Consider the following 13,481-nt stretch of genomic DNA (forward strand, 5'->3'; position numbering starts at 1 on the left):
GGCCGACGGCTCCGTCGGGGGTGCGTCCTAGACTCGTGCCATGACTTCCGACGTCCGATTCGGTCAGTACCCGGCACCCGGCCGGGTCATCGTCCACCTCAGCGATCCGCACCTCCTGGCCGACGGCCGACGCCTCTACGACGCGGTCGACGTGCAGGCCAACCTGGAGCAGGCCCTCCGCCAGATCGAGCGCATGCAGCTCCGGCCCGACGCGATGGTGTTCACGGGCGACCTGGCCGACCTCGGCGAGGCAGACGCGTACCGTCGCCTGCGCGAGCGCGTCGAGCCCGTTGCCGAGCGCCTCGGTACCACGATCGTCTGGCTCATGGGCAATCACGACGAGCGCTCGGTCATGCGGACGGAGCTGCTCGACCTCCCGGCGGGGGAGCAGCCGCTCGACGCCGTCTGGGACTTCGGCGGACTGCGCGTCATCGGTCTCGACTCGACCGTCCCGGGCTGGCATCACGGCGAACTGGAGGACAGCCAGCTGGAGTGGCTGCAGACGGTCCTGGCCACCCCGGCGCCCCTCGGCAGCATCCTGGCCATGCACCACCCGCCGGTGCCCTCGAGCATCCCGTTCTTCGACATCCTCGAACTCCGCGATCAGCACCGGCTCGAGGCCGTGCTGCGGGGGAGCGACGTGCGCGCCATCCTGGGCGGCCACTTGCACTACTCCACCTCGAGCACCTTCGCGGGCATCCCCGTCCAGGTCGCGAGCGCGAGCTGCTATTCGATGAACCTCTCACGCCCGTCGTCGGAGGTGAACGGGATGTTCGGCGGTCAGTCGTTCAACCTCGTCCACGTCTACGACGACCGCATCACCCACTCGACGGTGCCGCTCGGTGACTACACCACCGCCGACACCTTCAGCGCGGCGTTCGTCGACCGCATGGCCGCCCTGAGCCCGGCCGAGCGGCTCGAGGCGTTCTCGCGCAAGCGGTGACCCACGGGAGCTGAACCGCAGGCACGGAACCGTCTCGTGTCCGAGACACCGCAGCGGCATCGGGGATCGCGCCCGGCTACGCTGGAGGGGACATCCACCCACCAGGCAACGGAGCCACGAGTGACGATCAGCACCACCAGCAGCAGCATCCCCACCACCCTTGGAGCAGACGACGACATGGCGGACAGGACGAACAGCGACGAGACTCGGACGGAGTCGGATTCCCTCGGTTCGATGGAGATCCCGGCCGACGCGTACTGGGGCATCCACACGGCACGCGCGCTCGAGAATTTCCCCATCACGAAGCGTCCGATCTCCGTCTACCCCGACCTCGTCGTCGCCATCGCGAGCGTGAAGCAGGCCGCCGCCCGCGCGAACGCCGAGATCGGAGTCCTCGACCCGGCGAAGGCGAACCTCATCGACCGCGCGTGCCAGATCATCATCGACGGTGACTTCCACGAGGAGTTCCTCGTCGGCGTGATCCAAGGCGGTGCGGGCACGTCGACGAACATGAACGCGAACGAGGTGATCACGAACATCGCGCTCGAGCTCGCCGGCCACGCCAAGGGCGAATACCAGTACCTGCACCCGCTCGACGACACCAACCGGTCGCAGTCCACCAACGACGTCTACCCGACCTCGATCAAGATCGCGCTCGCGTTCTCGCTGCAGTTCCTCCTGACGGAGCTCGGCCTGCTGCGCGACTCGTGCAGCGCCAAGTCCGCCGAGTTCTCCCACGTCCTCAAGGTCGGACGCACGCAGCTCCAGGACGCCGTCCCGATGACTCTCGGACAGGAGTTCCACGGCTTCGCGACGACGCTCACCGAGGACTACGACCGTCTGCACGAGACCCTCTGGCTGCTCGCCGAGGTCAACCTCGGCGCCACCGCGATCGGGACGGGGATCACCGCCGACCCGCGCTACGCGGAAGCCGTCGTCCGTCACCTCAACCAGATCACGGGCCTCACGCTCACGACGGCTCCTGACCTCATCGAATCGACGAGCGACGCCGGCGGGTTCATGTCGTTCAGCGGCACCCTGAAGCGGAGCGCCATCAAGCTCTCCAAGATCTGCAACGACCTCCGTCTGCTGTCGAGCGGTCCGCAGGCCGGGCTCGGCGAGATCAACCTGCCGCCACGGCAGGCCGGATCGAGCATCATGCCGGGCAAGGTCAACCCGGTCATCCCGGAGGTCGTGAACCAGGTGGCGTTCAGCGTCGTGGGCGCCGACATGACGGTCACGATGGCGGCCGAGGCCGGGCAGTTGCAGCTCAACGCCTTCGAGCCGGTCATCGCCCACTCGCTGCTGCAGAGCATCGTCTGGATGGCGCAGGCGTGCAAGACGCTGCGGGTGAACTGCATCGACGGCATCACGGCGAACGAGGAACGACTCGAGGTGATGGTCGGCGCGTCCGTCGGTGTCATCACCGCCCTGACCCCGTTCATCGGGTACCAGTCGGCTGCGGCGCTCGCGAAGACCGCGCTGCTCACGGGCCGCAACGTCGCGGACCTCGTGGTCGAGGCCAACCTCATGACGCGCGACGAGGTGACGAAGCAGCTCTCGCCCGCGCGGCTCTCGGGGATCGAGGCCGTCACCTCGGCCATCCCGATCATCGATCTGCCGATCCCGGGCGCGGACTCCGACCCGAGTCGCTGACCGACGCGGCTGCACACGACGAAGCCGTCCGGACCAGGGTCCGGACGGCTTCGTCGTGTGCTGTGAGGGACTGACTACCCGGCGGTGACCGCGCAGTGCGTCGTGAGCGATCCGACGCCTTCGACGGACACGGTCACCGTCGCGCCGTCGGTCAGGAAGACCTGCGGGTCGCGCGAGTATCCCGCGCCGCCCGGGCTGCCCGTCGAGATGAGTGTTCCGGGCAGGAGGGTCGCGGAGCCCGACAAGTGTTCGATGAGCGTCGCGACACTGCGGACCATGTGGCTGGTGGAGGAGTCCTGGAGCGTCACGCCGTCGAGGACGGTCGAGATGTGGAGGTCCTGCGGGTCGGGGATCTCGTCCGCGGTCACGACCACCGGGCCGGTCGGGGTGAACCCGTCGAAGGACTTGCAGCGCGACCACTGCGCCTCGGAGTACTGGATGTTGCGGGCCGTGATGTCGTTGACGACGGTGTACCCGAACACGTAGCCGAGCGCATCGGCCGCATCGACGTCGCGAGCGGCCCGGCCGATGACGACACCGAGCTCCGCCTCGTAGTCCACCTGCTCGCTGATCGCCGCGGGCCAGCTCGTGGTGCCCTCGTGCCCGGTGAGCGAGTTCGCCCACAGGCCGAAGATGGTGGGGGCGTTGTCGGTCTTGAGGTTGAGCTCCTGCGAGTGCGCCGAGTAGTTGAGCCCGACCGCGAGGATCGTCGGCGGACGGAGGACCGCGGACGCGTGGACGAGCCCGTCGAGGGGTTCTCCGCTGACACCGTGGGCGAGCGACGTCTCGACGAAGCTCCGTACACGGTCCAGCTCGGCCGGGCCGCGCTCGATGAGCTCCTGGAGGTCGCGCGGGGCGTCCTCGAGGATCTCGTCGAGGAACACCGCCCCGGTGTCGCTGATGACGGCGAGTCGGACCCGCGGCTCTGCGGGGGTACTCGGCTGGTGGTCTGTGGCGACGAAATGGGCGAACTTCACCCGTCTACGGTATCGCAGGCGCGTCGGGCGCGGGCGTTGTGGACATACCGGTCCGAGCTGCGGGTGCCCGGACACGACGGAACGGGATGCGAGGCGGATCCTCGGGCGACGGCCCCGGACAGACTCATCGCCCGGTGCTGCGGCACTGCCTGCGAGTCGCCCGGGCGATGAGTTGGTCTGTCCCTCCAGCATGCACCCGGGTGCCACGGCCCGCAACCCCCAAGTACCGGGTGTGACGCGACGACCACACCACCCGGTGTCGGCCCGGGGCGTCACGCGCTCAGCGAAATCCGCGTGAACCGATCGGGCGGAACTGCTTGGATGGAGTCATGACCGATTCAGCACGCACCAAGCCCGAGGTCGACGCCCCCACGGGCCCGGCCCCCACCGAACTCGTCGTCGAGGACATCTTCCTCGGCGAGGGCGACGAGGCGCAGGCCTCTTCGACCGTCGACGTCCACTACCTCGGCGTCGGCTACGACTCCGGCGAGGAGTTCGACTCCTCCTGGAGCCGCGGGCAGTCCATCAACTTCCCGTTGCGCAACCTCATCCAGGGCTGGCAGCACGGCATCCCCGGCATGAAGGTCGGCGGCCGTCGCAAGCTCACGGTCCCTCCGGAGCTCGCCTACGGCCCTGCCGGCAGCGGCCACCAGCTCTCGGGCCAGACGCTCGTCTTCGTGATCGACCTCCTGGGCGTCAAGTAACCATCCGCAGGTCACCCCTCGTCTCTCTCGACCGACGCGTCGCGGAGGCGAGGGGTGTCGCATGTCTCCCAGACCGAACGAGGACCACATGACCACCGCAACCCAGTACGTCGACCGCCTGACGGCGACCATTCCGGACTTCCCGACGCCCGGCATCCTGTTCCGCGACCTGACCCCGGTCTTCGCCGACGCCGACGCCTTCCGCGCGATCATCGACGAGCTGGCAGCGCGCTTCGAGGGTCGCTTCGACGCCGTCGCGGGTGTCGAGGCCCGCGGGTTCCTGCTCGCCGCGGCGGTCGCGTACGCGACCCACACGCGACTGGTCCCCATCCGTAAGGCGGGCAAGCTGCCGGGTGAGGTGCTCCGCGAGGACTACGGACTCGAGTACGGCGCCGCCGCCCTGGAACTGCGCACCGAGCAGCTGCCGGCCGGGACGCGCGTGCTCATCCTCGACGACGTGCTCGCGACGGGCGGCAGCTGCGGCGCGGCGGTCAACCTCATCGAGCGCGCCGGATACGAGGTGGCAGGGCTCGGGCTGGTGCTCGAGCTCGAGGGGCTGCCCGGCCGAACCTCGCTCAGCGGTCGCGACGTCTTCTCGATCGCCACGGCTCCCGCCTAGACGCTACGGCGTCGGCGTCCGGGCGTCGTAGCGGCGGAAGGCCCCCTGGACGCGGACGAGGGTCCAGACGAGCACGACGACCAGGAGTCCGCCGGCGAGCGCCGGTACCCAGAGCGCGAAGGCCGAAGCCGCGAGACCGATGTAGAGGTCGCCGACGCGGGGTCCGCCGGTCACGACGACGGTGAAGACGCCCTGCAACCGGCCTCGGACGGCATCCGGCACGGCCGCCTGGAGGATCGTCATCCGGAAGATCGAGCTGATGTTGTCGGCCGCTCCGGCGACGGCGAGGGCGATCGCCGCGATCACGATGGCGGGCAGGTTCGCGTCGGCGGCATCGCGCGTCGCCGTTCCGGAGAACGTGACCCACGCGAGGACCGCGCCGAAGGAGGCGATGGCGAGCCCGTAGACGATGATGGCCCGCTCGATGGCGCGGCCCTGACGGTCGATCCGGCCGAGTCGTCCGGAGACGAGGCTCGACAGCAGGGTGCCGACCGCGCCGGCCGCGGTCAGGACCCCGACGGTGATCGCCCCGCCGCCGAGCAGCAGGGTGCCGACGGCAGGGTAGAGCACCCGCGGATTGCCGAACGTCATCGCGACGATGTCGACGATGAACGTCATCCGGACGTTGGGGGCCGTCCGGAGGAAGGTCCAGCCGTCGACCAGGCTCGCGAGGCCCGGAAGTCGACTGACACCGCCTTCGGGCAGGATCTTCGGCAGCGACGCGATTCCGAGGAAGGCGGCGACGAACAGCACGACGTCGATCGTGTAGGTCCAGCGGAATCCGACGCCGGCCACGAGGACGCCTGCGAGTGCTGGTCCGACCGTCACCATCACCCCCGCGGCCATGCCGGACAACGCCGCGGCGGACGGTAGGAGGCGGGCCGGCAGCAGCCGGGGGAGGATCGCCTGCCGCGTCGTCCCGACGATGGTCGTCGACACGGCGTTGATCGTCGTGAGGAGGTACAGGGGCCAGACCACCTCCGAGCCGCTCCAGGCGAGCACCGCGATGATCGCCGTGGACACCCACGTGACCACGGCGGCAGTCAGGGCGACCGTGCGTCGGTCGAACGCGTCTGCGAGCATGCCGCCGTAGAGCCCGAAGCAGATCATCGGGATGAGGGCGATGACGCCCACGAGCGAGACGGCGAACGTCGACGCGGTGAGGTCGTAGACCTGGAGGCCGACGGCGACGATGGTCATCTGGCCGCCGATCCCGGTGATCGCCCCGCCGATCCACAGGCGGGCGAAGGCGGGACTCTCCCGGAGCGGACTCAGATCGACGAGGAGCCCGCGCCGGCCGGATCCGGGTGCAGCGCTCACCGGCGCATCGGGCGACGGGATGTGGCGCGCTCAGACATGCACCTCAGCCTACGCGCGTCGCGGCAGGGCTCCACGGCGAGGGTCATGCGCTGCGGCGAGGGGCAGGGGCTGCCCGGAGTCGGTTGTCAGCGCCCTCGGGCAGGATGGAGACATGCGTCTCTGGTCGATCCATCCCCGGTACTTCGACGCCCAGGCGCTGACGTCGTCCTGGCGTGAAGGGCTGATCGCCCAACGGGTCCTGCAGGAGCCAGGATCAAGTCTCCGTGCACACCCGCAGCTCCAGCGCTTCCTCGAGGCCGACGAACCGTTGGAGGCGATCGCGGCCTATCTCAACGGTGTCGCCGACGAGGCGCAGGAGCGCGACATCGTCTTCGACCGCGCGCGGGTCGTCGCCTCCGGCGTCCTCCGGGACCCCCTCGTCGTGACCGACGGTCAGCTCGACTACGAATGGGGCAACCTGCGGCGGCACCTGCTCGGACGCAGCCCGGACGTCGCGTCCCGATGGGCGAAGGTCTGGCGACCGCAGCCGCACCCGGTGTTCGTCGTCGTCGGCGGTGGCGTCGCCTCGTGGGAACTCGCCTGAGGTCCCGACGGCCCGACGACCCGGCCGAGGTCGGTCAGGACCGAGCCGCTCGACGGTTGCCGCCTGACCCACTACCGTTGCCGCATGGGCAGACACGCTGATGTGGGAGCCGCGCCGCTCTCGGCGACCGGCACGGTGGTGCGGCTGCGGCCTGACCTCGAGGAGGCGATCGACGACGCCGGTCGATTGTCGTTCTTCCGCGGCCTGCCGAACAGCGCACAGCGGGAACTCGCGACGTGGGTGGAGCGATCCGACGACGCGCACCGGGATGCACGGATCGAAGCGGTCATCGAGTTGCTCGCCCAGCGGGCCGTGGAGCTCCGGACGGCCGCTCCGGCGCGAACCGCGGGTGGTCAGCGGCGCTGACGGACGCATGGTGCCGCGACCGGGCGTCGGCAGGGCTCAGAACCCGAAGTCGCCGCCGCCACCGAAGTCGCCGCCGCCTCCGAAGTCGCCGCCGCCTCCGAAGTCGCCGAATCCACCGTCACCCCAGCCACCGCCGTCGGCGGACGTGTCGGCTGCGGAGGCGTCGGTCGTCCCGCCGTCTCCTGCCCCGGCCTCGGCACCACCCTGATCGGCACCGGCATCGGCTGCTGCATCGGTTCCGACGGTGTCCGGAATGAACGCCTGCGCGATGGCCGAACCGACCACGACCCCGGCGATGGTGCCGAGCATCGAGCTGGCCAGCATCCCCCCGAAGCCCATCCCGCCGCCCTGCGGACCGAGGTTCCGCTCGAGGGTTCCGGGCTGCCGCACTTCGGCCCTGGTGGCCGAACGCGCGAGGGCCTTGGGGGAGTCATCGGCCGGTGCCTCACCGGTCGGAGCGCCCTCCGACAGCTGTCGGTACAGGATGCCCCGCTGCTCGGGGGTGAGCTTCGTGAAGGCCTCTTCGTGGACCTGTTCGATGGTCTCCGGCGGCGCGGTCCGCAGGAGGTAGCGGTACCGTTCGACGGCGATCTCGTCCTCCGTCCGCGCACTGGTCGGGGCGGGGCTCCCACCACCCGTCGCCTGGACAGGTCCATCGGACTCAGGGCGTCCGAGCAGTCGATCGAGGAATCCCATGCTGTGCTCCTTCAGGGTCGCGGGCATCCAGCGTACGCGTCAGGTGTGGCATCCGGCTTGGATCGCCCTGGGAATCCACTGCGGTGGCCGAGGCGGAATATGTCGGGCCGTCCGAGCGCTGCACCCTGATGCGTCTGTCGCCGTTCGGCAGCGCGACGAAAGGTGACCATGCGACTCTCGATACTGGATCTCATCCCCGTCCGCACCGACCAGGACACCGCGGCTGCCCTCGCAGCGACGATCGCCCTGGCGAAGCGCGCCGACGAGCTGGGGTACCACCGGTATTGGGTGGCCGAACACCACAACATGCCGTCCGTCGCATCGACGAACCCCGCGGTCGTCATCGGCATCCTGGCCGCCGCCACGCAGCGGATCCGGGTCGGCTCCGGCGGCGTGATGCTCCCGAACCACGCTCCGCTCGTCGTCGCCGAGCAGTTCGCGCTCCTCGAGGCCTCCGCGCCCGGCCGCATCGATCTCGGCCTCGGCCGGGCACCGGGCAGCGACCCGGTCATCTCCGCCGTGCTCCGCCAGTCCGGCAACACGAGCGACGTCGACCGGTTCCCGAACAACGTGCAGGACATCGTCGCCCTCCTCGGCGTCGACGGCGCGAGCGTGCGGATGACCTCCGGCGAGGAGTACGCCCTGCGGGGGACGCCGAAGGCCGGCAGCGTGCCGGACGTGTGGTTGCTCGGATCGAGCGACTACTCGGCGGCGCTCGCCGCGGCACTCGGGTTGCCCTACGTCTTCGCGCACCACTTCTCCGGCCAGGGGACGGCTCGGGCCCTCGAGCTCTACCGGTCCAGTTTCCAGCCGTCCGCACATCTCGACGCGCCGCGCACCTTCCTGACCGCGAACGCCGTGGTCGCCGACACGGCCGCCGAGGCAGAAGCGTTGGCGCTCCCGAACCTGCAGCAGATGGCGCGACTGCGCTCCGGCAAGCCGCTCGGACCCATCGCGACCGTCGAAGAGGCTGCCGCCACCGAGCAGAGCGATCTCGAGCTCGGCTTCGTCGAGCAGATGCGCGCTGCCTGGATCATCGGCGACGCCGACCAGGCTGCGGCAGAGCTGCAGGGTCTCGCCGACCGCTTCGGTGTCGACGAGGTCATGGTGTCGCCCGTCGGGTCGGCACGGGAGGGCACGCCGTCGAACTCGGCGCCCGCACGTGAGCGGACGATCGAACTGCTGGCGGAGCGCTTCCCGCAGCGCTGACGCCGTCGGGGTCATGCGACCGGCGAGGAATCGTCAGTCGCGTGGCGGCTGGACGGCGCGCACCCGTTCGACGAGTTCCTGCCAGGGACCGGTGAGCTGCTGCTCGCCGAGGGTGGCCTCCTTGGGGGCGCATCGGATGCGGTAGACGTACCGATCCGGGACCGGAGGTCCTTGTGGGGTGTCGTCCCACGGGAGGCGGTCGAGCAGGACGATCCACCGGTCGACGTCGGGCTGCTCGTCGACGACGACCTCCCAGCGTCGGGTGAGACCGGCGACACCGCCGCTCCTCGTCACCGTGACCTTCATGCCGCGATGCTACTCCGCGAGCCCGGGCGCTGCCACGACGCTCAGGCGGACGGCTCGATACCGACGAGCGCCCACGCCTGCCCGACCGCGGTGTGCTCCTCCGAGTCCACACCGAACCTGGCGGAGGCCGCCGCGATCGTCGCCGCGGCGAAGGTCGCGAAGTCGGCGCGCTCCGACAGACCGCCGACGAGGGTGTCGTACCAGATGAGCCCCGCGCGCTCCCAGGCATTGCCGCCGAGGGCGACGGCGAGCGTCGCGAACGCCCGGTTGGGGATGCCGGACTTGAGGTGGACGCCTCCGTTGTCGTCGGTCGTCTCGATGTAGTCGTCGAAGTGCGCCGGCTGCGGGTCCTTGCCGAGGACGTCGTCGTCGTAGGCCGTGCCCGGGGCGAGCATGGAACGCAGAGCGTTGCCCTCGACCTCGTCCGTGAAGAGACCTTCGCCGATGAGCCAGGACGCCGATGCCGCGTCCTCGCCGCGCGCGTGTTGTTCGACGAGGGCGCCGAAGACGTCGGACACGTGTTCGTTGAGCGCTCCGGGCTGACCCTCGTAGACGAGGTTCGCCGTGTACTGCGTCACGCCGTGGGCCAGCTCGTGGCCGATGACGCTGAGCGAACTCGTGAAGCTGCGGAAGACCTCGCCGTCGCCGTCGCCGAAGACCATCTGCTCGCCGTTCCAGAACGCGTTGTCGTAGTCGTCGCCGTAGTGCACCGTGGCGAGCAGGGGCAGCCCGCGGCCGTCGATGGAGTCGCGTGCGAACGCCTCGGCGAAGAGGGCGTGGGTGTCGCCGAGGCCGTCGTAGGCGGCGGAGACCGCGGTGTCGGCGGTGGCGGGCTCGCCCTCCGAGCGGACGAGCGTGCCCGGGAGGGTCTCGGTCCCCTCGGCGTCGTGGATGCTGCGCTCCGGGGTGCCGACCGGACGCTTGCCGGCCGTGGCGCCGCGCACGGGATCGGCGGCCCGCTCCGACCCGGGCTCGGGGAAGCGGTATGGTCGCGTGGCGAGCAGCGAGTACCGCGCGGCACTGGCGGCGCGAGCGAGCTGCGGAGCGTCGAGTCCGGCGATGCGCTCGAGCAACCAGGGCGGGACGATGCCGCACACGTGCCGAGAGGCGGGTGTCGGCGTGCTGGACGAAGGGTTCGGTGAGCCGTTCATGCGGTGATCCTGCCACAGCCCGCCGACACGGCGTACGGCTCGCGCGGCGCGCTGTGGACAGGATGCCGAACGGGCCGGGAATAGCGCGGGTGTGAACGCCGTTGCCCTTGATATCCATGCAAATGCATGAAAGAACGAGTGGGAGCGCATGATGCAATTCGGAATCTTCACGGTGGGGGATGTCACCACCGACCCGACCACCGGGATCACGCCCACCGAGCACGAGCGCATCGAGGCGATGGTCGCGATCGCCGTGAAGGCGGAGGAGGTCGGTCTCGACGTCTTCGCGACCGGCGAGCACCACAACCCGCCCTTCGTCCCGTCGAGTCCCACGACCATGCTCGGCTACATCGCTGCGAAGACCACGGACCTCATCCTCTCGACGAGCACGACGCTCATCACCACGAACGACCCGGTGAAGATCGCCGAGGACTACGCCATGCTGCAGCACCTGGCCGGCGGCCGGGTCGACCTCATCATGGGCCGTGGCAACACGGGGCCCGTCTACCCCTGGTTCGGCAAGGACATCCGCGAGGGCATCAACCTCGCCATCGAGAACTACGCGTTGCTCCACCGCCTGTGGCGAGAGGACTACGTCGACTGGCAGGGCCAGTTCCGCACCCCGCTGCAGGGCTTCCAGTCCACACCGCGACCGCTCGACGGCGTGCCGCCCTTCGTGTGGCACGGCTCCATCCGGAGCCCCGAGATCGCCGAGCAGGCGGCCTACTACGGCGACGGCTTCTTCGCGAACAACATCTTCTGGCCGAAGGAGCACTACATGCGCCTCATCCAGCTGTACCGTCAGCGGTTCGAGCACTACGGACACGGCACGGCCGCGCAGGCGATCGTCGGACTCGGCGGTCAGGCGTTCATGGCGAAGAACTCGCAGGACGCCGTCGCCCAGTTCCGGCCGTACTTCGACAACGCCCCGGTCTACGGTCACGGGCCGACGCTCGAGGACTTCACCGAGCAGACGCCGCTCACCGTCGGCAGCCCGCAGCAGGTCATCGACCGGTACGCCGGGATGCGCGAACACTTCGGCGACTACCAGCGTCAGCTGTTCCTCATGGATCACGCCGGGCTCCCGCTCGCGACGGTGCTCGACCAGCTCGAGATCCTCGGCGGCGAGGTCGTGCCGGTGCTGCGCAAGGAGTTCGCGAAGGACCGTCCGGCCGACGTCCCGGAGGCGCCGACGCACGCGTCGATGGTCGCAGCCGCTGAGGCGGAACTCGCTTCGCGCTCCGGTGCGGTCGAGACGAGCCGGGTCGCATCCGGTTCGGCGTTCGGCGCGGCGGCGGTCGGGGCGACCCGATGACCGCGAAGCGTACGCTCGCCGTCGTGTCGGCAGGTCTCAGCCAGCCGTCGTCGACGCGCCTCCTCGCCGACCGCCTCCGCGACGCCACCGTGGCGCACCTTGAGCAGGACGGCTATGACGTCGAGACGACGTCGATCGAGCTGCGCGACCTGGCTCAGGACATCACGAACAACCTGCTGACCGGGTTCCCCAGTCCACGGTTGTCCGAGGCGATCGAAGCCATGACCGGCGCAGACGGCGTCATCGCCGTGACGCCGATCTTCTCCTCCAGCTACTCCGGCTTGTTCAAGTCGTTCTTCGACGTGGTGGAGCCGACCGCTCTGACCGGGGTGCCCATCGTCCTCGGTGCGACGGGTGGGTCGGCCAGGCACTCGCTCGCCCTCGAATACGCCGTGCGTCCCCTGTTCGCCTACCTGCGGGCGGTGACCGTGCCGACCGCCGTGTTCGCGGCCTCCGAGGACTGGGGGACGGGCGACGCGCAGCTCGGCGCCCTGCCGGCGCGGATCGACCGTGCGGCCGGTGAGTTGAGCGCACTCGTGGCGGCCTCGGACCGTTCCGGGCGCCTGAACGACCCGTTCGCGCTCGACCGCCCGTTCTCCGAGCTGCTCGGTGGTCGCGGGGCCTGATCGGACGACTCCGCCCGACCGCCCCGATGCGGGCGGGGACCGCCGGGTGCGGTCCCCGCCTTCGTCGTTCCCAGGCTCGGCACCCCGGACTTTGGGATACTGGAGGCGTGCGTCGCCGTCCGGCGTCGCCGGAGGGAGTGGTGGCCAGGTGATCCCCGGAGTGCGTCGACTCGGTCCGCTGCTGCAGCGTGCCGCTCGTGCCGCGGCGCTCGCCGTGGTGGCGGTGTCGCTCGGCGCCGGATCCGTCGTCCTGCAGCTCGCCGCATCCGCTCCCGCGTCGGCCGCCGGCGACGGCACGATCGAGAGCCCGACCGACGGCGACACCGTCTACCGTGTCGACTACACCCTGGACGGCGAGCAGGTGAGCGGATTCGACGTCACCGGCACCGCCGACGCGGGTGCCGACGTCGTGCTGTCCTACTGGCGCTCGATCGACCTCTACGACTCGGCGAAGGCCTGCTTCAGCAGCTCGACGGCAGACGACGCCTCGTGCGACCTGCAGTCCACCGGCGGGACGGGGGCGACCGAGTTCCGCTTCGACGGGCAGCCGATCGAGATCGGCAGCGACGGCGGATGGTCCACCAGGATCAACATGACCCAGTGGCTTCGTGGAGCGGACGCGGGGGAGTACGACATCACCCTCGCCCTCGTGTCGACGAACGCCGACGGCGGGGCCACACTCGGCGACCCGGTCCGGCTCGTCTACGATTCCACGACGACGGCCGAGGCGGCGGAGGCCGCGGCCGAGCCTGCGCCGAGCGCCGGTGCCGGACCGCCGCTCTGGGTCTGGCTACTCCTCGCCTTCCTGGTCCTGGACCTCATCGCGCTCGCCCTCATCCTCGTGTTGCGTCGTCGGCGCCGGGTCGCAGCCACCGAGGCGGAGGAGCGGGCGAACGCGAAGCGCCGCTCGACCCACCGCGAACCTCCCTCGCTCTGAACCTGCTAGAATCACAAGGTTGCCGTCGAACGGCCGCGGATCAAGAGAGCCCACGCATCAGGCGACGGGCACC

The 13,481-nt window shown here is 70.1% G+C and carries 15 protein-coding genes; 10 read left to right on the plus strand and 5 right to left on the minus strand.

The window, feature by feature from the left end; all coding sequences use genetic code 11:
- The first annotated feature begins 40 nt into the window (after window positions 1-40).
- Both QRN44_RS15435 and QRN44_RS15440 read left to right on the plus strand, forming a co-directional pair.
- Window positions 41-943: a phosphodiesterase gene (locus tag QRN44_RS15435; protein WP_079002711.1), complete on the plus strand. Its 903-nt coding sequence runs from the start codon at window positions 41-43 to the stop codon at window positions 941-943.
- 177 nt (window positions 944-1,120) lie between these two features.
- Entirely contained in the window at window positions 1,121-2,599 is a 1,479-nt protein-coding gene (locus QRN44_RS15440; RefSeq protein WP_079003955.1) for an aspartate ammonia-lyase, read from the plus strand.
- 74 nt (window positions 2,600-2,673) lie between these two features.
- On the opposite strand, the gene QRN44_RS15445 is transcribed toward QRN44_RS15440, so the two are convergent.
- A complete protein-coding gene (locus tag QRN44_RS15445) occupies window positions 2,674-3,576 on the minus strand; it encodes a fumarylacetoacetate hydrolase family protein (protein ID WP_371743699.1) in 903 nt (300 codons plus the stop codon).
- 329 nt (window positions 3,577-3,905) lie between these two features.
- On the opposite strand from QRN44_RS15445, the gene QRN44_RS15450 reads away from it, so the two are divergent.
- Together QRN44_RS15450 and QRN44_RS15455 are read left to right on the plus strand one after the other, a co-directional pair.
- A complete protein-coding gene (locus tag QRN44_RS15450) occupies window positions 3,906-4,280 on the plus strand; it encodes an FKBP-type peptidyl-prolyl cis-trans isomerase (protein WP_121291767.1) in 375 nt (124 codons plus the stop codon).
- A gap of 88 nt (window positions 4,281-4,368) precedes the next feature.
- Window positions 4,369-4,899 carry an adenine phosphoribosyltransferase gene (locus QRN44_RS15455; RefSeq protein ID WP_285039565.1) on the plus strand — a complete coding sequence of 177 codons (531 nt, stop codon included), beginning with the start codon at window positions 4,369-4,371 and terminating at the stop codon, window positions 4,897-4,899.
- A gap of 3 nt (window positions 4,900-4,902) precedes the next feature.
- Here QRN44_RS15455 and QRN44_RS15460 read toward each other — a convergent pair whose 3' ends face one another.
- Window positions 4,903-6,219 (minus strand): MFS transporter, encoded by a 1,317-nt coding sequence (locus QRN44_RS15460; RefSeq protein WP_285039566.1) that lies wholly within the window; start codon window positions 6,217-6,219, stop codon window positions 4,903-4,905.
- Window positions 6,220-6,370: 151 nt separating this feature from the next.
- On the opposite strand from QRN44_RS15460, the gene QRN44_RS15465 reads away from it, so the two are divergent.
- Window positions 6,371-6,802: a pyrimidine dimer DNA glycosylase/endonuclease V gene (locus QRN44_RS15465; protein WP_064294478.1), complete on the plus strand. Its 432-nt coding sequence runs from the start codon at window positions 6,371-6,373 to the stop codon at window positions 6,800-6,802.
- 84 nt (window positions 6,803-6,886) lie between these two features.
- The gene (locus QRN44_RS15470) at window positions 6,887-7,168 is read left to right on the plus strand and encodes a YdeI/OmpD-associated family protein (protein WP_137243255.1); all 282 of its coding nucleotides are present in this window, start codon (window positions 6,887-6,889) and stop codon (window positions 7,166-7,168) included.
- Window positions 7,169-7,204: 36 nt separating this feature from the next.
- Here QRN44_RS15470 and QRN44_RS15475 read toward each other — a convergent pair whose 3' ends face one another.
- Window positions 7,205-7,864, minus strand: coding sequence for a hypothetical protein (locus QRN44_RS15475; protein WP_285039567.1), 660 nt, complete (start codon window positions 7,862-7,864; stop codon window positions 7,205-7,207).
- Between the two features lie 168 nt (window positions 7,865-8,032).
- Here QRN44_RS15475 and QRN44_RS15480 point away from each other — a divergent pair, with 168 nt between their 5' ends.
- The gene (locus tag QRN44_RS15480; RefSeq protein ID WP_079002707.1) at window positions 8,033-9,073 is read left to right on the plus strand and encodes an LLM class flavin-dependent oxidoreductase; all 1,041 of its coding nucleotides are present in this window, start codon (window positions 8,033-8,035) and stop codon (window positions 9,071-9,073) included.
- A 33-nt stretch (window positions 9,074-9,106) separates the two neighbouring features.
- Here the strand turns inward: QRN44_RS15480 and QRN44_RS15485 are convergent, their stop codons facing one another.
- Window positions 9,107-9,379 (minus strand): protealysin inhibitor emfourin, encoded by a 273-nt coding sequence (locus QRN44_RS15485; protein WP_064294474.1) that lies wholly within the window; start codon window positions 9,377-9,379, stop codon window positions 9,107-9,109.
- Between the two features lie 41 nt (window positions 9,380-9,420).
- Window positions 9,421-10,530 (minus strand): M4 family metallopeptidase, encoded by a 1,110-nt coding sequence (locus tag QRN44_RS15490; RefSeq protein WP_285039568.1) that lies wholly within the window; start codon window positions 10,528-10,530, stop codon window positions 9,421-9,423.
- Window positions 10,531-10,681: 151 nt separating this feature from the next.
- Between QRN44_RS15490 and QRN44_RS15495 the strand changes: the two genes are divergently transcribed.
- The 3 genes from QRN44_RS15495 (at window position 10,682) to QRN44_RS15505 (ending at window position 13,408) form a co-directional block, all read left to right on the plus strand.
- Window positions 10,682-11,845 carry an LLM class flavin-dependent oxidoreductase gene (locus QRN44_RS15495; RefSeq protein WP_064294472.1) on the plus strand — a complete coding sequence of 388 codons (1,164 nt, stop codon included), beginning with the start codon at window positions 10,682-10,684 and terminating at the stop codon, window positions 11,843-11,845.
- The gene (locus QRN44_RS15500) at window positions 11,842-12,471 is read left to right on the plus strand and encodes an FMN reductase (protein WP_079002705.1); all 630 of its coding nucleotides are present in this window, start codon (window positions 11,842-11,844) and stop codon (window positions 12,469-12,471) included. Before QRN44_RS15495 ends, QRN44_RS15500 begins: the two co-directional genes overlap by 4 nt.
- A gap of 160 nt (window positions 12,472-12,631) precedes the next feature.
- Complete coding sequence (locus QRN44_RS15505) at window positions 12,632-13,408, plus strand: hypothetical protein (RefSeq protein ID WP_285039569.1); 777 nt, start codon at window positions 12,632-12,634, stop codon at window positions 13,406-13,408.
- The last annotated feature ends 73 nt before the right edge of the window (window positions 13,409-13,481 follow it).

It is taken from the genome of Plantibacter sp. lyk4-40-MEA-4 (genome assembly GCF_030209415.1).
GTDB lineage: Bacteria > Actinomycetota > Actinomycetes > Actinomycetales > Microbacteriaceae > Plantibacter > Plantibacter flavus_A.

What these genes read in the sequence shown, in the direction of transcription:
- QRN44_RS15470 (WP_137243255.1), top strand. Translation starts at nt 6,887, where the DNA reads ATGGGCAGACACGCTGATGTGGGAGCCGCGCCGCTCTCGGCGACCGGC.
- QRN44_RS15490 (WP_285039568.1), bottom strand. Translation starts at nt 10,530, where the DNA reads ATGAACGGCTCACCGAACCCTTCGTCCAGCACGCCGACACCCGCCTCT.
- QRN44_RS15475 (WP_285039567.1), bottom strand. Translation starts at nt 7,864, where the DNA reads ATGGGATTCCTCGATCGACTGCTCGGACGCCCTGAGTCCGATGGACCT.
- QRN44_RS15500 (WP_079002705.1), top strand. Translation starts at nt 11,842, where the DNA reads ATGACCGCGAAGCGTACGCTCGCCGTCGTGTCGGCAGGTCTCAGCCAG.
- QRN44_RS15455 (WP_285039565.1), top strand. Translation starts at nt 4,369, where the DNA reads ATGACCACCGCAACCCAGTACGTCGACCGCCTGACGGCGACCATTCCG.
- QRN44_RS15450 (WP_121291767.1), top strand. Translation starts at nt 3,906, where the DNA reads ATGACCGATTCAGCACGCACCAAGCCCGAGGTCGACGCCCCCACGGGC.
- QRN44_RS15440 (WP_079003955.1), top strand. Translation starts at nt 1,121, where the DNA reads ATGGCGGACAGGACGAACAGCGACGAGACTCGGACGGAGTCGGATTCC.
- QRN44_RS15465 (WP_064294478.1), top strand. Translation starts at nt 6,371, where the DNA reads ATGCGTCTCTGGTCGATCCATCCCCGGTACTTCGACGCCCAGGCGCTG.
- QRN44_RS15435 (WP_079002711.1), top strand. Translation starts at nt 41, where the DNA reads ATGACTTCCGACGTCCGATTCGGTCAGTACCCGGCACCCGGCCGGGTC.
- QRN44_RS15485 (WP_064294474.1), bottom strand. Translation starts at nt 9,379, where the DNA reads ATGAAGGTCACGGTGACGAGGAGCGGCGGTGTCGCCGGTCTCACCCGA.
- QRN44_RS15480 (WP_079002707.1), top strand. Translation starts at nt 8,033, where the DNA reads ATGCGACTCTCGATACTGGATCTCATCCCCGTCCGCACCGACCAGGAC.
- QRN44_RS15495 (WP_064294472.1), top strand. Translation starts at nt 10,682, where the DNA reads ATGCAATTCGGAATCTTCACGGTGGGGGATGTCACCACCGACCCGACC.